The sequence below is a fragment of the Streptomyces sp. SLBN-31 genome (assembly GCF_006715395.1).
GTDB lineage: Bacteria > Actinomycetota > Actinomycetes > Streptomycetales > Streptomycetaceae > Streptomyces.
Genome location: NZ_VFNC01000001.1, coordinates 32,008 through 52,892, shown reverse-complemented (window position 1 = coordinate 52,892; position 20,885 = coordinate 32,008). Strand labels below are relative to the sequence as shown.

Here is a 20,885-nt window from a genome sequence, read left to right as displayed (position 1 = left end):
GGGTCACGGCTGTCCTCCCTGCGGCTCGGTCGGCTCCGTCCGTGCCGCCGCGAGCTTCTCGGCGGTCTTGCGGGCGGCGGCGATCTCCTTCGGTTCCTCCGCGCCGGGGTCGAGGGCGGGCGGGGCCGGCACCGTCCACATCCACTCGCGGAGCTTGTCGCGCTCGTGGGTGAGTTCGCGGATGTCGGTCTCGGCGTACTCGAACTCCGGGGACCAGAACAGGGCGTCGAAAGGACAGACCTCGATGCAGATACCGCAGTACATGCACAGGGAGAAGTCGATGGCGAAGCGGTCGAGGACGTTGCGGCTGCGCTCACGGCCGCCGGGGGCCGCCGCCGGGACCGTCTCCTTGTGGGAGTCGATGTAGATGCACCAGTCCGGGCACTCCCGGGCGCACAGCATGCAGACCGTGCAGTTCTCCTCGAACAGACCGATGACACCGCGGGTGCGGGGCGGGAGGTCGGGCTGGGCGTCCGGGTACTGCTCGGTGACCGACTTCTTCGTCATGGTGCGGAGGGTGACGGCCAGGCCCTTGGCCAGGCCGGAGCCGGGAATGGGGGACATGGTTACTGGATCACCACCTTGACGATGCCGGTGAGGGCGATCTGGGCGAGGGAGAGGGGGACGAGGAGGGTCCAGGAGAGCTTCTGCAGCTGGTCCTCGCGCAGGCGGGGGTAGGTGACGCGGAGCCAGATCACGAGGAAGGCGAGGACGGCCGTCTTGAGCAGGGTCCAGACCCAGCCGAGGCCGTCGGCGCCCCAGAGGCCGTGCCAGCCGCCCAGGAACAGGACGGTGGTCAGGCCGCACAGGACGATGATTCCGGCGTACTCGGCGAGGAGGAACAGGGCGAAACGCAGACCGGTGTACTCGGTGTAGGCGCCGAAGATGATCTCCGAGTCGGCGACGGGCATGTCGAAGGGCGGCCGCTGGAGTTCGGCGAGCCCGGCGACGAAGAAGACGACCGCGCCGACGATCTGCCACGGCAGCCACCACCACTCGAAGGCGTCGAGGATGCCCGGCAGGGAGACGGTGCCGGCGGCCATCGCGACGGAGGCGGCGGCCAGCAGCATCGGGAGTTCGTAGGCGAGGAGCTGGGCGGCGGTGCGCAGGCCGCCGAGGAGGGAGAACTTGTTGGCGGAGGCCCAGCCGGCCATGAGCGAACCGAGGACGCCGACGCCCATCACGGCGAGGACGAAGAAGATGCCGGCGTCCAGGACCTGGCCGACGGCGCCCTCGTCCGGGCCGATGGGGATGGCGACGAGGACGAGGAGGTACGGCAGGAGGGCGACGGCCGGAGCGAGCTGGAAGATGCGGCGGTCCGCGCCCGCGGGCACGACGTCTTCCTTCTGCGCGAACTTCACGCCGTCGGCGACGAGTTGGGCCCAGCCGTGGAAGCCGCCGGCGTACATCGGACCGAGGCGGCCCTGCATGTGGGCCATGACCTTGTGCTCGGTCTGACCCACGATCAGGGGGAAGGTGAGGAAGACGACGAAGACGATCAGGAGTCGCAGGGCGACGTCGACAGCGTCCGTCACTGCTTGCCTCCTTCGGGGTCTTCCGGGCTTCGGGTGTCGGGGGTGCGGTCCTCGGGGTCCGGGGCGGATTCGGACGGCGGGACGGAGTCCGGGCCCGGTTGCGGGACGGAGTCCGGGTCCGGGTTCAAGGCGGAGTCCGTGTCGCGTTGCGCGGCGGGCTCGGGGCTCGGGGGTTGCGTGGAGTCGGGCTCCTCGAAGGCCGGGCGAGCGTGATGCCAGGGGGCGTCCGGGCTGCGAGGGGTGGTAGCGGGCTTCGGCGACGGCGTGGTCCGGGGCGCATCGGCCGCGACGTCGGACGCGTCGGCCGCAGTGCGGGCCACGTCAGCCGCGGCCTGTGCAGCGTCCGCCGGAGCACGGGCCTCGTCAGCCGTGGTCGCCGACCCCTCACCCGTGGACGCCGCACGACCGCCCGCGTTCTCCGCGCCCGCCGCCGTCTGGCTCACGGACCCCTGTGCGGCAGAGCGCGCACGCCGCGGCCGTGCCCCGGGCGCGCCGCCGCCGGCCGCGGCCGAAGCCGCACCGGTGTCCGCGACCGCACCGGCCTCCGGGTCCCCTCCGGCCTGGCTCGCCGACCCCTCCGCAGCCGACCGCATGCGCCGAGCCGGACGCTCACCCGCCGCACGGACCGGACGCTCACCCGCCGCACGGACCGGACGCTCACCCGCCGCGCGGGCCGGACGCTCACCCGCCGCGCGGGCCGGGGCCCTCGTCGGGCGGGCGGGGGCAGGGGGGAGTTGGCCCTTCAGGGGGCCCCATTCGTTGGGGTCCGGGACTCCCGGGGGGAGCATCTGGCGGCGCTTGGGGCCGCCGTGCTCGGACTCGCCGGGTTCCTTGGCGCCGGGCCAGGCCTTGGCGACGCGGGCGGCGAGGACGAAGTCCTTGCGCAGGGGGTGGCCTTCGAAGGTCTCCGGGAGGAGGAGGTGGTCAAGGGCGGGGTGGCCCTCGAAGTCGACGCCGAACATCTCGTGGGTCTCGCGCTCGTGCCAGGCCGCGCCCGCGTACACGCCGACGGCGGAGGGCAGGGCCGGGGCCTCGTGCGGAACGGTCGTGCGCAGGAGCAGGCGGCGGACCGGGGAGAGGGCGACGACGTGTGCCGCGACGCGGAAACCCGTGCCCGGTTCGTCGACGGCGCTCAGCCAGTCGAAGTAGGTGCAGGTGAGGCGGTCACGGGCCGTTTCCAGCGCGGTGAGCCAGGAGGAGGGCGGCACGTCGACCGTCAGGACCTCGTAGGACTCCTCGGCCGTGGCGTCCGTACCGAACAGCTCCTCGACGGGGGCCGGGAGCCAGCCGACCGTGGTCATCGCCCGCCCTCCTCGCCGGCCTCGCCACTCTCGATGCCCCTGCCGGCCGGGCCGGCCTCGCCGGCGCCGGCCGCGTCACCGCCGTCCGTCGCAGGAGCCGGCGGCCTCACCAGGCCGCTCTGCAGGGCGGCCGCCGTCGGGCGCGTCGTGCCGTTGCCGTACCGCTCCCCCAGGGACTCGCGGGCGATCTTCTCCTGGAGCTTGAGGATGCCCTGGAGGAGGGCTTCGGGGCGGGGCGGGCAGCCGGGGACGTAGACGTCGACCGGGATGATCTGGTCGACGCCCTTGGTGACGGAGTAGGAGTCCCAGTAGGGGCCGCCGCAGTTGGAGCAGGCGCCGAAGGAGATGACGTACTTCGGTTCCGGCATCTGCTCGTACAGGCGCTTCACGGCAGGCGCCATCTTGTCCGTCACCGTGCCGGAGACGACCATCAGGTCGGCCTGGCGCGGCCCCGGGGCGAAGGGGATGACGCCGAGGCGGATGAAGTCGTGGCGGGCCATCGAGGCGGCGATGAACTCGATCGCGCAGCAGGCCAGGCCGAAGTTGAAGACCCAGAGGGAGTAGCGGCGGCCCCAGTTCAGGACCACCTTCATCGGCTCCGGGGCGAGGCGGGCGAGGGCGCCGAGCCTCTTCGGCTCCGGCAGCAGGACCGGCTGCCCGTCGGTGGTGTCGGTGTCTGGCGTCACGTCCATGCCAGAACGCCCTTCTTGTACGCGTAGAGCAGGCCGACGGTCAGGAAGCCGAGGAAGACGAACATCTCGACCAGGGTCGTCGCGCCGTAACCGGGGGCGGCGAAGACCGTCGCCCAGGGGAACAGGAAGATCGAGTCGACGGCGAAGATGACGTAGAGGAAGGCGTAGACGTAGTAGCGGACCTGGGTGTGGGCCCAGCCCTCGCCGACGGGGTCGACTCCGCACTCGTACGTCAGGAGCTTCTCGGGGGTGGGGACCACCGGTCGCAGCAGCCGGCCGGCGCCGAAGGCCACGGCGACGAACAGCACGCCGACGACGGCGAGCAGCCCGACGACCGAGTACGACTGGAAGTAGTCCGCCGCGACCGCGACGGTCGGTTCCCGCACGTCCGTCCCCTCACTCGTGTCACTCGTTGCTGTTCGACGATCTGTACGCACCGGAGTCTAGGCCCTGATAAAGGGACGGTAAGCAGCCCGTCACGCCTCGAGATCCCCTCGAGATCCGCCGGAGGCGGGCGCCGGTGCGCGGGGGTGGGGTTTTCCCCAGCGGACAGCGGCGGCCGACCTCATGGCGCGGCTGCCCGCCGCGCGGCACGCTAGCCCATATGACCGAAGGATTCTCGCGCCCGGACCGGGCCCCGGAAGGCGCCGACGACCGTCTGCCGCCCGCCCGCTTCGCCTACGACCCGCACACCTGGAAGGAGATCGCGCATCTGCTGGCGAACCTTCCGCTGGCGCTGTTCGGGTTCGTGTACGTCGTGACGGTGCTGTTCACCGGGTTCTGGCTGACCGTGACGGTGATCGGGTTCCCATTGCTCGCGGCGGGGCTGATGGGCGCGCGACTGTGGGCGCGGCTGGAGCGGCGGCGGGCCAGGGCGCTGCTCGGGGTGCACATCGACGAGCCGAGCCCGTTGCCCGGGCGGGAGGCGGCGGGCGGCCTCCTCCCCAAGCTGTGGATGGTGGTGAAGGATCCGGTCGCCTGGCGCACGGTGCTGTACGACGTCATCCGGCTGCCGTGGGGCATCCTCACCTTCACCGTCACGCTGACCTCGTTGTTCGTGCTGTGGCCGGTGCTGCCGTTCATCGCGCGGGGGCTGGCGAACGCCGACCGGGCGATGGTGCGCGGCTTGCTGTCGCCCTCCGACGAGCTCGAGCGGCGGATCGCGGAACTGGAGTCGGACCGGGGGGTCGTGGTCGACACGGCGAACGCGGACCTGCGGCGCATCGAGCGCGATCTGCACGACGGGGCGCAGGCCCGGCTGGTCAATCTGGCGATGGGGCTGGGGCTGGCCAAGGAGAAGCTGCTGGAGGATCCCGACGCGGCGGCGGAGATGGTCGCCGAGGCACACGGCGAGGTGAAGCTCGCGCTGCAGGAGCTGCGGGACCTGGCCCGCGGCATCCATCCCGCCGTACTGACGGACCGGGGGCTCGATGCCGCGCTCTCGTCGGTCGCCTCGCGCTGCACGGTCCCCGTGAAGGTGACGGTCGATCTCGGCTCCCGGCCGGCCGCGGCGATCGAGGGCATCGCCTACTTCACCGTCTCCGAGCTGCTGCAGAACATCAGCAAGCACAGCGGGGCGAAGACCGCGTCCGTGGAGGTGTGGCGGGCGGACAGCCGGCTGCTCATCCAGGTCGAGGACGACGGCCGCGGTGGGGCCCGCCTGGACGGCGGCAGCGGCCTGCGGGGGCTCGCCGACCGGCTGGACGCGGTGGACGGCCTGTTCGTCATCGACTCGCCGCAGGGCGGACCGACCGTGGTGACGGCCGAGCTGCCGTGGCGGGACCGGCCCGCGGGCGAGAAGTAGCCGGAGACTCGCACGGGAGGTAGGGAAAACCCCCCTTCCAACAGGCCGACGGACTCCATGGTCCGCGGAGCTGCGGCGCAGGAGTGTGGAGGTACGGCGGGACAGCCGCGGCCGAGCAGGTCGAGTGGACGAGTGGACGAGCAGAAACGGACGACGTCGATGGCCACGGACTACGACTACGGGCAGGACTACGGATCGGGTCACGGATCCGGGTTCGGGTACTCCGGGTACTCCGGTGAGCGGCGGCATCGGCTGCCGGCCGGACTGCGGGCGCCGTTCGAGGCGCGCAGCTGGCGCGAGTTCGGGTATGTGCTGCTCGGCCTGCCGATCGGCATCCTGCTCTTCGTCTTCGCGGTCACCCTGCTGTCGCTGGGGGCGGGGCTCCTGGTCACCTTCCTGGGGATTCCGGTGCTGGCGGCGGGGCTCGCCGGGTGCAGGGGGTTCGCGGCGCTGGAGCGGGCACGGGCCCGCGGGATGCTGGGGCTGGAGGTGGCCGACCCCGAGCCGCTGCGGATGAGGAAGTCCGGGGTGATGGCCTGGATGGGGGCGGTGCTGAAGAGCGGCACGTCGTGGCGGACGTTGCTGTACGCGGTGCTGCAGTTCCCCTGGCGGGTGTTCTCGTTCGTGGTCGCCCTCAACTTCTGGGCGTACGGGTGGGCGTTGCTGACGTATCCGCTGTGGTTCTGGGTCTTCCCCGTGTACGTCGGCCAGGGCGGCCTCCAGCTGTACGGCGACGCACACCACTCGGTCTATCTCGACAACCCCTTCGAGATCACCGTCACGGCGTTGGTGGGGCTGTTGTTCACGCTGGCGACGCCGTGGATCGTGCGGGCGCTGACGACGGTGGACCGGCTGCTGGTGCACGGGCTGCTCGGGCCGTCGCGGTTGTCGGCGCGGGTGGTGGAGCTGGAGTCCGACCGGGGTGTCGTGGTCGATACGGCGGCCGCGGATCTGCGGCGCATCGAACGCGACCTGCATGACGGCGCCCAGGCCCGGCTGGTGGCGCTGGCCATGGATCTGGGGCTGGCGAAGGAGAAGCTGACCGAGGACCCGCAGGCGGCGGCGCGCATGGTGGACGAGGCGCACGGCGAGGTGAAGACGGCGCTGCAGGAGCTGCGGGACCTGGCGCGGGGGATTCATCCGGCGGTGCTGACGGACCGGGGGCTGGACGCGGCGCTGTCGGCGGTGGCCTCGCGGTGCACCGTGCCGGTGCAGGTGGAGGTGGATCTCACTGAGCGGCCGGCGCCCGCCATCGAGGGCATCGCCTACTTCACGGTGTCGGAGCTGCTGCAGAACATCAGCAAGCACTCGCGGGCCACCTGGGCGGCGGTGGACGTGTGGCGGGTGGAGGACCGGCTGATGGTCCAGGTCGTGGACAACGGTGTGGGGGGCGCGGACGCCTCCGGCGGGTCGGGGCTGGGAGGGCTCGCGGAGCGGTTGGACGCCGTGGACGGGATTCTGGTCGTGGACTCGCCGGCCGGCGGGCCGACGCGGGTGACCGCGGAGCTGCCGTGGCGGGGAGAGCGGGCGCTGGGCTGACCGCCTGGTCGTCGTGCGCCCCTCCCCCACATGCCGGACGGGCTGATACCACCCCGGAACCCGCCGTACCGTGCGCGTTTTCGCGTTGAATCACGTCGGCCGGGCGCACCCGGGTCCGAATGCTGGAATGCTGGACTACTGGCATACGCAGTCGGGCTGGGGGGCCGGAGATCGTGGAGGACAGGGTGCGGGTGGTCATCGCCGAGGATTCAGTGCTGCTCAGGGAGGGGCTGACCCGGCTGCTGACCGACCGCGGGCACGAGGTCGTCGCCGGTGTCGGCGACGGGGACGCGTTGATCAAGACGATCACGGAGCTGGACGGACAGGGCGAGCTGCCGGACGTGGTGGTGGCCGACGTACGCATGCCTCCGACGCACACCGATGAGGGAGTGCGAGCGGCCGTGGAATTGCGGAAGTCGCATCCCGGTCTCGGGGTACTCGTACTGTCGCAATACGTGGAAGAGCGTTACGCCACCGAACTGCTGGCCGGTTCCAGCCACGGCGTCGGCTATCTGCTGAAGGACAGGGTCGCCGAGGTCCGTGAGTTCGTGGACGCGGTCGTGCGGGTGGCCCGGGGCGGAACCGCGCTGGACCCGGAGGTGGTCGCTCAGCTGCTCGGCCGGAGCAGGAAGCAGGACGTCCTGGCCGGGCTGACGCCACGGGAGCGGGAGGTTCTGGGGCTCATGGCCGAGGGACGTACCAATTCGGCGATCGCGCGGCAGCTGGTGGTCAGCGACGGGGCCGTCGAGAAGCACGTCAGCAACATCTTCCTGAAGCTTGGGCTGTCCCAGAGTGACGGGGATCACCGGCGGGTTCTAGCGGTACTCACGTACTTGAACTCGTGACGGGCCGACACTGAGGTCGGTGGTCACGCGTTCGACCGTCGAGCCGGTGGTCCGTCGTCCGGCACCCGTACGGCGTCGTGGGCCCAGAACCGAACCGTTCGCGGGGAGCGTCTTCAAGGGAAGTACCGGGGGGCGAGAAATCATGACAAGTCATGGCGTCGCACCGTCTCAGATCCGTGTCCATCATGCGAATGACCGAGGGAAGGCGACCCTAACGGACGTAGGGTTGATCCAGGGAAGGCCTGCGGGAAGGCCGGTCCCAGACAGCCGCCTCGAGGGAGGTCCAGTTCAGTGACCAGCCAGGTCAGCAGGACAGCGGAGCAGGCCGAAGAATCCGTACTGGGAGAGCAGCGCAAGCCGGCCGGAGCGAAGGACGTACGCAGGCTGGACCGGGTGATCATCCGGTTCGCGGGAGACTCCGGTGACGGTATGCAGCTCACCGGGGACCGGTTCACCTCCGAGACCGCGTCCTTCGGAAACGATCTCTCCACCCTTCCCAACTTCCCGGCCGAGATCCGGGCGCCCGCCGGGACGCTCCCGGGCGTCTCGTCGTTCCAGCTGCACTTCGCCGACCACGACATCCTCACTCCCGGGGACGCGCCGAACGTGCTGGTGGCGATGAACCCGGCCGCTTTGAAGGCGAACATCGGCGACCTGCCGCGGGGCGCGGAGATCATCGTCAACACGGACGAGTTCACCAAGCGGGCGATGCAGAAGGTCGGCTACACCGCCTCCCCGCTGGAGGACGGCTCGCTGGACGGCTACAGCCTGCACCCGGTGCCGCTGACGACGCTGACGGTGGAGGCCCTGAAGGACTTCGACCTGTCCCGCAAGGAGGCCGAGCGCAGCAAGAACATGTTCGCGCTGGGTCTGCTGTCGTGGATGTACCACCGGCCCACCGAGGGGACGGAGAAGTTCCTGCGGACGAAGTTCGCGAAGAAGCCCCAGATCGCCGAGGCCAACCTCGCGGCGTTCCGGGCGGGCTGGAACTTCGGGGAGACGACGGAGGACTTCGCGGTCTCCTACGAGATCGCGCCGGCGACGACGGCCTTCCCGACCGGCACCTACCGCAACATCTCCGGGAACCTGGCCCTGTCCTACGGTCTGATCGCGGCCTCCCGCCAGGCGGATCTGCCGCTGTTCCTGGGCTCGTATCCGATCACCCCGGCCTCCGACATCCTGCACGAGCTGAGCCGGCACAAGAACTTCGGGGTGCGCACCTTCCAGGCCGAGGACGAGATCGCTGGCATCGGCGCGGCGCTGGGCGCGGCCTTCGGCGGTTCGCTGGGGGTGACGACGACGTCCGGTCCGGGCGTGGCGTTGAAGAGCGAGACCATCGGGCTGGCGGTCTCCCTGGAGCTGCCGCTACTGATCATCGACATCCAGCGGGGCGGGCCGTCGACCGGTCTGCCGACCAAGACCGAGCAGGCGGACCTGCTGCAGGCAATGTTCGGCCGCAACGGCGAGGCGCCGGTCCCGGTGGTCGCGCCGTGCACGCCGGCGGACTGCTTCGAGGCGGCCATGGAGGCGGCCCGGATCGCGCTGACCTACCGCACCCCGGTGATGCTGCTCTCCGACGGCTACCTGGCCAACGGCTCCGAACCCTGGCGCATCCCGGAGCTGGACGAGCTCCCCGATCTGAGAGTGCAGTTCGCGCAGGGACCGAACCACACCCTGGACGACGGCAGCGAGGTGTTCTGGCCGTACAAGCGCGACCCCCACACGCTCGCCCGTCCCTGGGCCATCCCCGGCACGCCGGGGCTGGAGCACCGCATCGGCGGCATCGAGAAGCAGGACGGCTCGGGCAACATCTCCTACGACCCGGCCAACCACGACTTCATGGTCCGCACCCGCCAGGCCAAGATCGACGGCATCGCCGTACCGGACGTCGTCGTGGACGACCCGCACGGTGCGTCCACGCTGGTACTGGGGTGGGGCTCGACCTTCGGACCCATCACGGCGGCGGTACGCCGGCTGCGGGCGGCCGGCGAGGCTGTCGCGCAGGCCCATCTGCGCCACCTCAACCCGTTCCCGGGGAATCTCGGCGCGGTGTTGCAGCGCTACGACAAGGTGGTGATCCCCGAGATGAACCTCGGGCAGCTCGCCACGCTGATCCGGGCGAAGTACCTGGTCGACGCCCACTCGTACAACCAGGTGAACGGCATGCCGTTCAAGGCTGAGCAGCTCGCCACGGCTCTCAAGGAGGCCATCGATGGCTGAGACGACCACGGAAGGCACGGGCACGATCGAGGCGCTTTCGCTCGTTCCCAAGGCCGAGGCCCGCCAGTCCATGAAGGACTTCAAGTCCGATCAGGAAGTGCGCTGGTGCCCCGGCTGCGGTGACTACGCGATCCTGGCGGCCGTCCAGGGCTTCATGCCGGAACTGGGCCTGGCCAAGGAGAACATCGTCTTCGTCTCGGGCATCGGCTGCTCCTCGCGCTTCCCGTACTACATGAACACCTACGGCATGCACTCCATCCACGGCCGCGCCCCGGCGATCGCGACGGGCCTGGCGGCCTCGCGCCGGGACCTGTCCGTGTGGGTGGTCACCGGTGACGGGGACGCGCTGTCCATCGGCGGCAACCACCTGATCCACGCGCTGCGCCGCAACGTCAACCTCAAGATCCTGCTGTTCAACAACCGGATCTACGGTCTGACCAAGGGCCAGTACAGCCCGACCTCCGAGGTCGGCAAGATCACCAAGTCGACGCCGATGGGGTCCCTGGACGCGCCGTTCAACCCGGTGTCGCTGGCGCTGGGCGCGGAGGCCTCGTTCGTCGCCCGGACCATCGACTCCGACCGCAAGCACCTCACCGAGGTCCTGCGCCAGGCCGCGGCCCACCCGGGCACGGCGCTGATCGAGATCTACCAGAACTGCAACATCTTCAACGACGGCGCCTTCGACGCGCTGAAGGACAAGCAGCGGGCGGAGGAGGCGGTGATCCGGCTGGAGCACGGGCAGCCGATCCGCTTCGGTGCGGACGGTTCGCGGGGGGTCGTCCGGGACGCGGCGACGGGCGATTTGAAGGTCGTCACCGTGACGCCGGAGAACGAGGCCCAGGTCCTGGTCCACGACGCCCACGCGGCGTCGCCCACCACGGCCTTCGCCCTGTCCCGCCTGGCCGACCCCGACACCCTGCACCACACCCCCATCGGTGTCCTGCGGTCCGTGGACCGGCCGGTGTACGACACCCAGATGGCCGACCAGCTGGACACGGCGATCGAACAGCACGGCAAGGGCGATCTGGCCGCGCTGCTGGCGGGCGGGGACACCTGGACGGTGGTGGGCTGACGGTCGCTCGCCCACGGGCATGGAGGGCCCGGTGCCGCCCTACGGCACCCGGGCCCTCGTCCTACGCGTCGGGGATGTCCTTCTTGGCTCGGATGAGGGTCTCGCGGGTGATCACGACGATGCGCTCGTAGTCGGCCCTTGCGGCGTCCGGGGGGAGATGGGAGTCGAGGACGGCCGTGGCTTCGGTTCCGATGATGGCGTAGTTTCCGTCGGACAGCTCGAAGATGTCCGGGCAGGTCTCGCCGGTGTGGCTGCCCCGCTGCCGCGGGGAGGCGCCGATGCGGCGGGCGATGCGGACGGACGAGAGCTCATCGTGCAACTGAGCAGCTCCCTCTCGAGGCACTGAGACCTCGCATCAACAAGGGCGGCAGTGCTCAACGACTGCCACCCTCGGAGGTCACGGTGACCCTGCGGGATTCTGGCCACTTGTGACGGCTCTCACACCTCTTTCACTCCCGCGCGCCGCGCCATTTCACCCTCACGCGCCGATGACGTCCCCCCGGTCGCCGGCCGATTCGGTCGCCGGTCGGTTCCGGCTCAGTCACCGGGCGGCTCCGGTGGCTCCGGCGAGGGGCCGACGATCCACCACTCCTCGGGGTCGTCGGCCAGCTCCTCCATGAGGGTGTCCACCGCCTCGCCGACCTGCCGTTCCAGCGATCCGACGGCGAGGCTGCGCCGGTGCTCGACCGTGCGCTCCCAGTACTCCGCGAAGATCTCGTTGCGGCACAGCACGCGCAGGTTGCCGAGGAGTTCGCTCCAGTCGATGGTGCCCGTCCGGTGGGACAGCAGGATCGTGGCGTACTCCCGGTTGGCGAACAGCATCTGCCGTCGCTTGTGCTCGGAGATGCCGTTCAGCGTGCTCAGCGCGGCCGCGAGCGTGGGGTCGTCGATGGCCCGGTCCAGCTGCTCCGTGAGCAGGCGGTGCACCTGGATCTCGTTCGCCCGGCGCAGTTCCTGGCCGATGGCGTGCAGTTCCTCGCCGAGGCGGGCGATCTGGTCCGCCAGATCCGGCAGCGTCGTCTCCTGGCGCCGACGACGGGCCCCTCGCGCCAGCGGCGACCGGAGCAATCCCCACCCCGCCACCATTGCAGAACCGATCCGCCTAGCGGCCGGAGTCAGTGTCACCATGTCAGGGAAACCCCCCGGGGGTGCGATACCACTCCGCGTCCAGCCTGCCCTGAGCGTCACGTCGGCACGGGAGGCGGAGAGGGGGCGCACGGATGGACGTGGCACCCATGTCGCCCGGCGCCCTGACCTATGTGTGCCCCCTGGCGCCGTCCACATGCCGTCGTACGGCCCCGCCCGGGTGGGTCACCCCTGCTCAGCGGACGCCTTGCGCGCGTCGTACCGCTCCCGCGCCTCCTGCACCGCCCCCATCCGCCTCTGCGTCCACTCCGCCAGGGCGCGCACCTGTTCGGCGGCCTCGCGGCCCAGGTCCGTGAGCGAGTAGTCGACCCTCGGCGGGATCACCGGTCGCGCGTCGCGGTGGACCAGGCCGTCGCGTTCCAGGGTCTGCAGGGTCTGGGTGAGCATCTTCTCGCTGACTCCTTTGCCCACCCGGCCGATGGCCCGGCGCAGTTCGCTGAAGCGGTAGGGGCGGTCGAGGAGTTCGATCAGGACCAGGACGCCCCAGCGGCTGGTGACGTGTTCCAGGACGAGGCGATGGGGGCACATCGTCTCGCCGGTGTCGTATTTGGAGACGGCGAGCGGGGAGCTGCTGGCACTTACGGACATGCCAGTACCTTACTTCAAAGTGGGTACTATCCAATAGTTAGCGCTTCTTTTAGGGTTAGTGCATACCCACCCCACAAGGAGTCCCGAATCATGAGCATCGTCGTCACCGGAGCAACCGGACACCTCGGCCGGCACGTCGTGGAGCAGCTGCTGGAGAAGGTCCCGGCGGAGCAGATCACCGCCGTCGTACGCGACGAGGCCAGGGCGGCCGGCCTCGCCGCGCGCGGCGTGAAGCTCGCGGTCGCCGACTACAACGCCCCGGAGACCTTCGACCACGTCTTCTCGGCCGGCGACAAGGTGCTGCTGATCTCCGGCAGCGAGGTCGGCAACGACCGCGTGGGCCAGCACAAGGTCGTCATCAACGCCGCGAAGGCCGCCGGCGTGGCCCTCCTCGCCTACACCAGCGCCCCCGGCAGCCTGAAGGCCGCGCTCGCCGACGACCACCGCGGCACCGAGGCGGCACTGCTGGAGTCCGGACTGCCCTACGTGCTGCTGCGCAACGGCTGGTACAACGAGAACTACACCGAGCAGCTGGCCCCCGTCCTGCAGTACAACGCCGTCACCCAGGCGGCCGGCGAGGGCCGTGTCTCCTCCGCCGCCCGCGCCGACTACGCGGCCGCCGCCGTCGCCGTACTGACCGGCGAGGGCCACGAGAACAAGACGTACGAGCTGGGCGGCGACCGGGCCTGGAGCTTCGCCGAGTACGCGGCCGAGCTGAGCAGGCAGACCGGCAAGGAGATCGCCTACAACGCCGTCTCCGTCGAAGAGTTCACCGGCATCCTGGCCGGCGCCGGGCTGCCCGGGCCGGTGGCCGCGGTCATCGCCGGTGTGGACGCCTCGGTCGAGAAGGGCGAGCTGGTCGTCGACAGCGGCGACCTCGGCCGCCTGATCGGCCGTCCGACCACGCCGATCGCCGAGTCGATCACGGCCGCGCTCAAGGGCTGACACTCCCCCGCCCGCGCCCCAGGGATCTCCCACCCCCGACCTGTCATGACCGTATGGCGATACGGGCATGACAGGCGGGGGTCCGCGGCGTTACCTTCGTGGCTGCACGTGTGTGCGCCGAGGTGAGCGGGAGGTGCCCATGACCGGGAAGTCGAGGAGCGAGCAGCGGATAGGCCTGCTGAACGGCTTCGCGGCGTACGGCATGTGGGGCCTCGTCCCCCTCTTCTGGCCGCTGCTGAAGCCCGCCGGATCTGTCGAGATCCTCGCCCATCGCATGGTCTGGTCCCTGGGGTTCGTCGTCGTCGCGCTCGTCGTGATGCGACGCTGGGCCTGGGCCGGTGAGCTGCTGCGGCAGCCGCGGCGGCTGGGTCTGATCACGGTGGCGGCGGCCGTGATCACCGTCAACTGGGGCGTCTACATCTGGTCCGTCAACAGCGGGCACGTCGTCGAGGCCTCGCTCGGGTACTTCATCAATCCGCTGGTCACCATCGCCCTGGGCGTACTCGTCCTCAAGGAGCGACTGCGGCCCGTGCAGTGGGCGGCGGTCGGGATCGGGTTCGCCGCGGTGGTGGTCCTGACGGTGGGGTACGGGCAGCCGCCGTGGATCTCCCTGACGCTCGCCTTCTCGTTCGCCACGTACGGGTTCGTGAAGAAGAAGGTCGGGCTCGGGGGCATCGAGTCACTGGCCGCGGAGACCGCGATCCAGTTCCTGCCGGCGCTCGCCTACCTGCTGTGGCTCGGCTCGCGCGGCGACTCGACCTTCGCGACCGAGGGCCCTGGGCACGGTGCGCTGCTCGCGGCGACGGGTGTGGTGACCGCGCTGCCGCTCGTCTGCTTCGGGGCGGCGGCCATACGGGTGCCGCTGTCGACGCTGGGGCTGCTGCAGTATCTGGCGCCGGTGTTCCAGTTCCTGCTGGGCATCCTGTACTTCCACGAGGAGATGCCCGCCGAGCGGTGGGCCGGGTTCGCGCTGGTATGGGCGGCACTGTGCCTGCTGACGGCCGACGCGTGGCGCGCCGCACGCCGGGGCGGGCGGGAGCGTGAGCAGGAGCCGGCCGTGGCGGCGACGATCGCGGCGGCGCCGCCGTCGGCTTCGGTGAAGGCCTGACACCGACCGGGGTCTGGCCGGAACCGCGGGTGGCGCCTGATGGCGACCGGCATCTCCCAGGAACCCGGCTTGGACGCATGACACCGACCGCCACCTCGCAGGAACCCCGGCTGGACACCTGACGCCGACCGGCGACTCGGAGGAACCGCGCGTGGCGCCTGACGGCGACCGGCATCTCCCAGGAACCCGGCTTGGACGCCTGACACCGGCCCGCGCCTCGCGGGTCCCGCAGGTCACCCTGGATTGTCAGACCCGGCCGCTATAAGTGGTCCCATGACGCAGACACCCGACCCGACGCCTGCCGCCCCCGTCCACTGGAAGCTCGTCGTCGACGCCGGCGATCCGCACGCCCAGGCCGACTTCTGGGCCGCCGCGCTCGGCTACGAGGTCGAGGACAACAGCCCGCTCGTCCGGCGGCTGCTGCAGGCCGGGGCCCTGCCGGCCGAGGCGACCGTCGACTCCCACGGGCGCCCGGCCTTCCTGGATCTGATCGCCGTACGGCATCCGGAAGACCCGTACGACGAGGACACCGGCATCGGGCGCGGGCGGCGGCTGCTGTTCCAGCGCGTGCCGGAGGCGAAGACCGTGAAGAACCGGCTGCATCTCGATCTGCACCCCGGCGAGGGGCGGCGCGAGGGCGAGGTGGAGCGGCTGGAGGCGCTGGGGGCGAGCGCGCTGCGGCGGGTGAAGGAGCCGTCCGGCGAGTGGGTGGTGATGGCCGATCCGGAGGGGAACGAGTTCTGCGTGTCCTGAGCCGCGGGGCGCGGTCGCAGCCGTGCGGGCCGCTCCGGTATGCGAACTGGGTGTCCTGATAACGCTCTTGACGCGGAGTTGGTAAAAGCTTCACCATCCGGGGACCCCATTCCCTTCAAGGAATTCGGAGCCCCCCACATGAAGTTCTCCGTTTCCGGGCGGGCGGCTGCCGCGTGCGCCGCATCCACCCTCTCGGCTGTCATGCTCCTGACCAATGGGTCGATGGCCGGTGCGGCCCCCGCCGGCGCTCCCTCGGCGGCGGCCGCCGCTCCCGACATCAGCGTGGCGAACGTCAAGGCCCACCTCGCCCAGCTGCAGTCCATAGCCACCGCCAACGGCGGCAACCGCGCCCACGGCAGCACCGGCTACAAGGCCTCGCTCGACTATGTGAAGGCCAAGCTGGACGCGGCCGGATTCACCACCACCGTCCAGCAGTTCACGTCCTCCGGCCGTACCGGCTACAACCTCGTCGCCGACTGGCCGGGCGGCGACGCCAACCGGGTCCTGATGGCCGGCTCCCACCTGGACAGCGTCGGCGCCGGGCCCGGTATCAACGACAACGGCTCCGGTTCGGCCGCGATCCTGGAGACCGCCCTCGCCGTGTCACGGGCGGGCTACCAGCCGGCCAAGCACCTGCGGTTCGCCTGGTGGGGCGCCGAGGAACTGGGCATGGTCGGCTCCCGCTCCTACGTCAACGGGCTGTCCAGCGCCAACCGTTCGAAGATCAGCGGTTACCTGAACTTCGACATGATCGGCTCCCCGAACCCCGGCTACTTCGTCTACGACGACGATCCCACGATCCAGAAGACGTTCCAGGACTACTTCACCGGCCTCGGCGTCTCCACCGAGCCCGAGACGGAGGGCGACGGACGCTCGGACCACGCGCCGTTCAAGAACGCCGGCGTCCCGGTCGGCGGCCTGTTCAGCGGCGCTGACTACATCAAGACCGCGGCCCAGGCGACCAAGTGGGGCGGCACGTCGGGACGGGCCTTCGACGCCTGCTACCACTCCTCCTGCGACAAGACCACCAACATCGACGACACCGCGCTGGACCGCAACGGCGACGCGATCGCGTACGCGGTGTGGAAGCTGTCGGCGTAACGGCCCGACTCCTTCGTCACCGGGCCGACTTGCGGGCGCGTTCCGCGAGTCGGCCCATGCGCGTGCGTGCCGACTCCAGGCGCGCGATCTCGTCGGCGGCCGGGCCGCCCTCCGCGGCGAGCGCGCTCCACAGGCCGATCAGGTCGCGCCCCAGGACGAGGCCCTGCTCCGGGTCCCGCACGGCACGCCAGGCGGACGCCGCGCTCTGGATGTTCCCGTACGCCCCCTCCGCGTCCCCAAGGCCGCGATGGACGCGGGCCAGGTCGAGCGAGAGCCGGAGGGCACGGACCGGCTCGCCCGCCAGGTAGGCGATGTACGCGGCCAGTTCGCGCAGCTTCAGCACCTCGGGGTGCTCCAGTCCGAGCACCGCCGACGCCTCGCCCACCACCTTCGTGGCCAACTGGTCCGCCTCCGCGATCCGGCCCGACCGCACGGCCTCGTTGACCCGGCCCATCGGCTCCAGGAGGAATCCGGGCGCGGTGGGCGGCTCGTCCCCGAGCACGGCTTCGGCGATGGCGTCGAAGCCTCGCGCGGGGGTGACGTTGAGCTTGGGTGCCGGCTCGGGATCGAGGCGAGGGAGGAGGGGCGTCACGGACGAACGGGGGGTGGCGGCGGCGCGTGAGGCGCTGGACGCGGGGTGGTGGGAGGTGGGTGCGGGGCCGACTTCCGAGAAGGAGGACCGGGTCGGTGCGGGACCGGCTTCCGGCGAGGAGGACCGGGCGGGTTCGGCGGCAGGCGCCGGTGCGAACAGGGACGCCGGCGCGGGGGCGTCCGTGCCGCCGTCCTCGGGTTCGTCGCTGTCGGCCGGCGACGGCCAGGTGACCGTGTCCGCGCCCGGCGCCGGGCGCGACGGAACCGCGTCCATCAGCGGGGGCGGTCCGAACACTCCCGTCGGCGGCGCGACCGTGCCGGGCGCCCTCTCGGGAACCCCACGCACAGCGAACGTCGGTGCCGAGCGGGCGGACTCCGCGACGGCCCGCAGCCGAAAGGTGGGCGCGTGCTGCCCGAGCGGCTGCGGCTCGGGCACCGCCCGCAGAGAGAAGGTCGGCACGCCCTCCCGCGCCGGTTCCGCCTCCCGTCGCGCAGGGCCGACGGGGCCCTCCTGCGCACCTCGCGGAGCCTGCACCGGCGGTGCGGACGGGGCGCCGGGGGCGGCCGGCGGCACGGCGGGAACGGCCGGGGGCGAGGTCGCCGGTACCGGAGCCGGGGTCGGGGAGCCGGTGAGGTGACTGGAGCCGTCGGGGTCCACCTGGAGGGGGACGACGCAGCCGAGGCGTTCGTCGTGGATCGTGGCCCGGGCCGGGTGGCCGGTGGCGAGGGCGACGCGCTGCAAATGGCCGAGGACGGCCTGCTGGACGTCCTCGCCGTCGGCCACCGTGAACGGCACACCGCCGATCGTCGCCGCTGCCGCGCCCGTTGTGTCGGCGGGGATGTGCACGTCGATCGGCGCAGCCGCCAGGGCCGAGGGCGCCGGGCCCTGCTGTTCCCGCTTCGTGTCGCGGCTGGGTCGAGACATGTGTGCCCTCACTCGAACGTGCCGGCGAACCGGCGGTCAGCGCGTCACGATCGGGTCGACACGCTCCAGGTGGAGTCTCTCCGCCCACCCACGGGTCTCATGTCACCACGACGTCACAGCCTCGTTCCAGTGGCCCGGCCGCGGCACTTTCCCGAGATTGATGCAGGTGCATATAATGCAGATGCTTCTAATTGCTCAACGCCTGCCTTCTGTACCGCATCGACTCCTGGGGGACCCATGTCCGGCCGCCGTTTCCTCTTCGTCCTCGGCAGCAGCCGCGCCGACGGCAACACTGAACTGCTCACCCGGAAGGCCGCCGAACAACTGTCCCCGGACGTCGAGCAGCAGTGGATCAGCCTGGCCGAACACCCGCTGCCCGACTTCGTGGACCAGCGTCACGACAGCGACCATGTGCGCCCGCCCGCGGGCAGCTCTGCGGCACTCCTCCTGGACGCCACGCTGGCGGCCACCGACCTCGTGATCGCCTCACCGCTGTACTGGTACTCGGTGTCCGGCCTCACCAAGCGGTACCTGGACCACTGGTCCGGCTGGCTGCGCACTCCCGGCATCGACTTCAAGGCGACCATGGCGGGCCGCACCCTCTGGGGTGTCACCGCCCTCGCCCACCAGCAGGCCGAGGTCGCCGACCCGTTGGCCGGCACCCTCAACAACTCGGCCGCCTACATGGGGATGCGCTTCGGGGGAGTCCTGCTCGGCAACGGCAGCGGGCGCGGCGATGTGCTGAACGACACGGACGCCCTCACCCGGGCCAAGACCTTCTTCGCCCAGGAGGCCCCGCTCGCCCGCTTCCCCTACGACGGCTGACGGCCGGGGGGTCAGGCCGTGATGTCCTTCGCCGTGAACCGCGCCCAGGCAGCCGACCCGAACACCGCCGCGTACAGGGCCTGGAGGCCGAGGTTCTTCGTGAGGTCGTCCCAGTAGACCGGGTCGCGCATCAGGTCGGCGAAGGACAGCCAGTAGTGGGAGAAGAAGTACGGCTGGAGGGCGTGGAGCTGGGGAATCTGGTCGAGGATCTGCACGGTGATCAGCAGGCCGACGGTGGTCGCCATCGCCGCGATGCCGCTGCTGGTGAGCGTGGAGACGAACAGGCCCAGGGCCGCGACGCCCATGAGGGACGCGGCGACGACGAGGGCGATCATCAGGGCCCGGCCCAGGCCGTCGGCGAAACTGATCTGGGTGCCGGAGATCGTCGTCAGATCGCCCAGGGGGAAGAGGATGGCGCCGACGGTGAGGGCCGAGACGGCGACCACGAGGGTGGCCACGAGGCAGAACACCATGACCGTCGCGTACTTGGTCAGCAGCAGGCGGGTACGGCCGGCCGGGGCCACCAGGAGGTAGCGCAGGGTGCCGGAGTTTGCCTCGCCGGCGATGGCGTCGCCCGCGACCACGCCGATGGCCATCGGCAGGAAGAACGGGAGCGTCGCGGCCAGCGCGGTGAAGACCAGGAACAGGCCGTTGTTGGTGATCTGCGAGATGAACGCCGGGCCGCCGCCCTCACCGGGGCCGGCCGAGGAGCCGTCACCGGTCTCGATCTTGACCGCGATGCCGACGAGGATCGGCACGGCCGCGAGGACGGCGAGCAGGGCGAGGGTGCGCCAGCGGCGGAAGGTGGTGAGCAGTTCGCTGCGCAGGAGCCCGAAGGTCCACAGCGGGCTCACCCCGCGGACCGCCTCGGCCCGCGGCACTGCCTCGCCCGGCGAGGTGACCTCAGCCCGCGACATCGAACCCCTCCCCCGTCAGTGCCACGAACGCGTCCTCCAGGGAGGCCCGTTCGATCCCGAAGCCGCGGACTCGCACGCCCGCCTCCACCAACGCGGCGTTCACCTCGGCGAGATCCCTGTCCGGTGGCTCGGCCGTCACCCGGTCGTCTGCCGCCACGACATCGCCGGCGCCCTGTTCCTTCAGCACCCGCGCCGCCTCCCCGGTGTCCGGTGTGGTGACGGTCAGCCGGCCGCGCGCTCCCGCCGCCAGATCGGCCACCGCACCCTGGGTGATCAGCCGGCCCTGCGCCATCACGGCCGCGTGGGTGCACACCTGCTCGATTTCGTCCAGCAGGTGGGAGGAGAGGAAGACGGTGGTGCCGTCCGACGCCAACTCCCTGATCAGGGAACGGATTTCCCGCATCCCCTGTGGGTCGAGGCCGTTGGTCGGCTCGTCCAGCACGAGCAGCCTGCGCGGTTGCAGCAGGGCCGCGGCGAGGCCCAGCCGCTGCTTCATGCCCAGCGAGTACGCCTTGGCCTTCTTGCCGGCCGCCGCCGTCAGCCCCACCCGGTCCAGCGCCGCCGCGACGCGGGTCCGCCGGGTGCGCGGGTCGGCGGTCGGGTCGGCGGCGTCGTAGCGAAGGAGGTTGTCGCGGCCGGAGAGGAAGCCGTACAGGGCGGGGCCCTCGATGAGGGCACCGACGTGCGGGAGCACGGCACGGGAGGCTCTGGGCATGGGACGCCCGAGGACGCGTGCCGTGCCCGACGTCGGCTCGATCAGGCCCATCAGCATGCGGATGGTGGTGGTCTTGCCCGAGCCGTTCGGACCGAGGAAGCCGAAGACGCTGCCCGCCGGGACGGTCAGGTCGAGGCCGTCCACGGCGAGCTGTCCGCCGCGGTAGCGCTTGGTGAGCGCCTGGGTGGCGATGACGCTGTCACCCGGCGCGCCCTGCTTCGGCTCCGGGGCGGACGGTTCGTCCATCGGCTCCCTCGATTCGT

General features: G+C 71.1%; 21 protein-coding genes. 10 read left to right on the top strand and 11 right to left on the bottom strand.

Translation table 11 applies throughout. The features are described 5' to 3' along the window. Positions 1-3 precede the first annotated feature (3 nt). The 5 genes from FBY22_RS00240 to FBY22_RS00220 are packed head-to-tail and all read right to left on the bottom strand — an operon-like array spanning position 4 to position 3,914. Entirely contained in the window at positions 4-564 is a 561-nt protein-coding gene (locus FBY22_RS00240) for an NADH-quinone oxidoreductase subunit I (RefSeq protein ID WP_142141885.1), read from the bottom strand. A gap of 2 nt (positions 565-566) precedes the next feature. Next, entirely contained in the window at positions 567-1,535 is a 969-nt protein-coding gene (locus FBY22_RS00235) for a complex I subunit 1 family protein (protein WP_142141884.1), read from the bottom strand. Next, a complete protein-coding gene (locus tag FBY22_RS00230; RefSeq protein WP_142141883.1) occupies positions 1,532-2,836 on the bottom strand; it encodes an NADH-quinone oxidoreductase subunit C in 1,305 nt (434 codons plus the stop codon). Before FBY22_RS00230 ends, FBY22_RS00235 begins: the two co-directional genes overlap by 4 nt. Beyond that, entirely contained in the window at positions 2,833-3,528 is a 696-nt protein-coding gene (locus FBY22_RS00225) for an NADH-quinone oxidoreductase subunit B (RefSeq protein WP_142141882.1), read from the bottom strand. Before FBY22_RS00225 ends, FBY22_RS00230 begins: the two co-directional genes overlap by 4 nt. Beyond that, a complete protein-coding gene (locus tag FBY22_RS00220) occupies positions 3,519-3,914 on the bottom strand; it encodes an NADH-quinone oxidoreductase subunit A (RefSeq protein WP_142141881.1) in 396 nt (131 codons plus the stop codon). The genes FBY22_RS00225 and FBY22_RS00220 overlap by 10 nt, the downstream gene beginning before the upstream one ends. A 218-nt stretch (positions 3,915-4,132) precedes the next feature. On the opposite strand from FBY22_RS00220, the gene FBY22_RS00215 reads away from it, so the two are divergent. The 5 genes from FBY22_RS00215 to FBY22_RS00195 all read left to right on the top strand — a co-directional run bounded on the left by FBY22_RS00215 (position 4,133) and on the right by FBY22_RS00195 (position 11,008). After that, on the top strand, positions 4,133-5,332 hold the full coding sequence (locus FBY22_RS00215) for a sensor domain-containing protein (RefSeq protein WP_142141880.1): 1,200 nt from the start codon (positions 4,133-4,135) through the stop codon (positions 5,330-5,332). Positions 5,333-5,491: 159 nt separating this feature from the next. Further along, on the top strand, positions 5,492-6,871 hold the full coding sequence (locus FBY22_RS00210; RefSeq protein ID WP_142147242.1) for a sensor histidine kinase: 1,380 nt from the start codon (positions 5,492-5,494) through the stop codon (positions 6,869-6,871). Between the two features lie 185 nt (positions 6,872-7,056). Next, the gene (locus FBY22_RS00205; protein WP_313905428.1) at positions 7,057-7,716 is read left to right on the top strand and encodes a response regulator transcription factor; all 660 of its coding nucleotides are present in this window, start codon (positions 7,057-7,059) and stop codon (positions 7,714-7,716) included. A gap of 291 nt (positions 7,717-8,007) precedes the next feature. Further along, positions 8,008-9,936 carry a 2-oxoacid:acceptor oxidoreductase subunit alpha gene (locus FBY22_RS00200; protein ID WP_142141878.1) on the top strand — a complete coding sequence of 643 codons (1,929 nt, stop codon included), beginning with the start codon at positions 8,008-8,010 and terminating at the stop codon, positions 9,934-9,936. Beyond that, positions 9,929-11,008, top strand: a complete 1,080-nt coding sequence (locus FBY22_RS00195) for a 2-oxoacid:ferredoxin oxidoreductase subunit beta (protein WP_142141877.1) — start codon at positions 9,929-9,931, stop codon at positions 11,006-11,008. Before FBY22_RS00200 ends, FBY22_RS00195 begins: the two co-directional genes overlap by 8 nt. A 61-nt stretch (positions 11,009-11,069) precedes the next feature. Here the strand turns inward: FBY22_RS00195 and FBY22_RS00190 are convergent, their stop codons facing one another. The 3 genes from FBY22_RS00190 to FBY22_RS00180 form a co-directional block, all read right to left on the bottom strand. Beyond that, a complete protein-coding gene (locus tag FBY22_RS00190) occupies positions 11,070-11,327 on the bottom strand; it encodes a hypothetical protein (protein WP_142141876.1) in 258 nt (85 codons plus the stop codon). Between the two features lie 218 nt (positions 11,328-11,545). Continuing rightward, a complete protein-coding gene (locus FBY22_RS00185) occupies positions 11,546-12,076 on the bottom strand; it encodes a DUF6082 family protein (RefSeq protein ID WP_399210224.1) in 531 nt (176 codons plus the stop codon). 243 nt (positions 12,077-12,319) lie between these two features. Continuing rightward, positions 12,320-12,742: a helix-turn-helix domain-containing protein gene (locus tag FBY22_RS00180; RefSeq protein ID WP_142141874.1), complete on the bottom strand. Its 423-nt coding sequence runs from the start codon at positions 12,740-12,742 to the stop codon at positions 12,320-12,322. A gap of 90 nt (positions 12,743-12,832) precedes the next feature. Between FBY22_RS00180 and FBY22_RS00175 the strand changes: the two genes are divergently transcribed. From FBY22_RS00175 to FBY22_RS00160, 4 genes are all read left to right on the top strand, one after another. Then, complete coding sequence (locus FBY22_RS00175) at positions 12,833-13,687, top strand: SDR family oxidoreductase (protein WP_142141873.1); 855 nt, start codon at positions 12,833-12,835, stop codon at positions 13,685-13,687. Between the two features lie 139 nt (positions 13,688-13,826). Next, entirely contained in the window at positions 13,827-14,795 is a 969-nt protein-coding gene (gene rarD, locus FBY22_RS00170) for an EamA family transporter RarD (protein WP_142141872.1), read from the top strand. 273 nt (positions 14,796-15,068) lie between these two features. Beyond that, positions 15,069-15,548, top strand: a complete 480-nt coding sequence (locus FBY22_RS00165; protein WP_142141871.1) for a VOC family protein — start codon at positions 15,069-15,071, stop codon at positions 15,546-15,548. Positions 15,549-15,686: 138 nt separating this feature from the next. Next, positions 15,687-16,649, top strand: coding sequence for a M28 family metallopeptidase (locus FBY22_RS00160; protein WP_142141870.1), 963 nt, complete (start codon positions 15,687-15,689; stop codon positions 16,647-16,649). A 16-nt stretch (positions 16,650-16,665) separates the two neighbouring features. Here FBY22_RS00160 and FBY22_RS00155 read toward each other — a convergent pair whose 3' ends face one another. After that, positions 16,666-18,165, bottom strand: coding sequence for a tetratricopeptide repeat protein (locus FBY22_RS00155; protein ID WP_142141869.1), 1,500 nt, complete (start codon positions 18,163-18,165; stop codon positions 16,666-16,668). 237 nt (positions 18,166-18,402) lie between these two features. Between FBY22_RS00155 and FBY22_RS00150 the strand changes: the two genes are divergently transcribed. After that, entirely contained in the window at positions 18,403-18,990 is a 588-nt protein-coding gene (locus FBY22_RS00150; protein WP_142141868.1) for a flavodoxin family protein, read from the top strand. 11 nt (positions 18,991-19,001) lie between these two features. Here FBY22_RS00150 and FBY22_RS00145 read toward each other — a convergent pair whose 3' ends face one another. Together FBY22_RS00145 and FBY22_RS00140 are read right to left on the bottom strand one after the other, a co-directional pair. Beyond that, complete coding sequence (locus FBY22_RS00145) at positions 19,002-19,907, bottom strand: ABC transporter permease (protein WP_260844672.1); 906 nt, start codon at positions 19,905-19,907, stop codon at positions 19,002-19,004. Continuing rightward, complete coding sequence (locus tag FBY22_RS00140; RefSeq protein ID WP_142141867.1) at positions 19,894-20,868, bottom strand: ABC transporter ATP-binding protein; 975 nt, start codon at positions 20,866-20,868, stop codon at positions 19,894-19,896. Before FBY22_RS00140 ends, FBY22_RS00145 begins: the two co-directional genes overlap by 14 nt. Positions 20,869-20,885: the final 17 nt, after the last annotated feature.

Coding starts and splice junctions, on each gene's coding strand:
- FBY22_RS00240 (WP_142141885.1), bottom strand. CDS start 564: ATGTCCCCCATTCCCGGCTCCGGCCTGGCCAAGGGCCTGGCCGTCACC.
- FBY22_RS00230 (WP_142141883.1), bottom strand. CDS start 2,836: ATGACCACGGTCGGCTGGCTCCCGGCCCCCGTCGAGGAGCTGTTCGGT.
- FBY22_RS00225 (WP_142141882.1), bottom strand. CDS start 3,528: ATGGACGTGACGCCAGACACCGACACCACCGACGGGCAGCCGGTCCTG.
- FBY22_RS00215 (WP_142141880.1), top strand. CDS start 4,133: ATGACCGAAGGATTCTCGCGCCCGGACCGGGCCCCGGAAGGCGCCGAC.
- FBY22_RS00210 (WP_142147242.1), top strand. CDS start 5,492: ATGGCCACGGACTACGACTACGGGCAGGACTACGGATCGGGTCACGGA.
- FBY22_RS00195 (WP_142141877.1), top strand. CDS start 9,929: ATGGCTGAGACGACCACGGAAGGCACGGGCACGATCGAGGCGCTTTCG.
- FBY22_RS00180 (WP_142141874.1), bottom strand. CDS start 12,742: ATGTCCGTAAGTGCCAGCAGCTCCCCGCTCGCCGTCTCCAAATACGAC.
- FBY22_RS00175 (WP_142141873.1), top strand. CDS start 12,833: ATGAGCATCGTCGTCACCGGAGCAACCGGACACCTCGGCCGGCACGTC.
- rarD (WP_142141872.1), top strand. CDS start 13,827: ATGACCGGGAAGTCGAGGAGCGAGCAGCGGATAGGCCTGCTGAACGGC.
- FBY22_RS00165 (WP_142141871.1), top strand. CDS start 15,069: ATGACGCAGACACCCGACCCGACGCCTGCCGCCCCCGTCCACTGGAAG.
- FBY22_RS00160 (WP_142141870.1), top strand. CDS start 15,687: ATGAAGTTCTCCGTTTCCGGGCGGGCGGCTGCCGCGTGCGCCGCATCC.
- FBY22_RS00155 (WP_142141869.1), bottom strand. CDS start 18,165: ATGTCTCGACCCAGCCGCGACACGAAGCGGGAACAGCAGGGCCCGGCG.
- FBY22_RS00150 (WP_142141868.1), top strand. CDS start 18,403: ATGTCCGGCCGCCGTTTCCTCTTCGTCCTCGGCAGCAGCCGCGCCGAC.
- FBY22_RS00145 (WP_260844672.1), bottom strand. CDS start 19,907: ATGTCGCGGGCTGAGGTCACCTCGCCGGGCGAGGCAGTGCCGCGGGCC.
- FBY22_RS00140 (WP_142141867.1), bottom strand. CDS start 20,868: ATGGACGAACCGTCCGCCCCGGAGCCGAAGCAGGGCGCGCCGGGTGAC.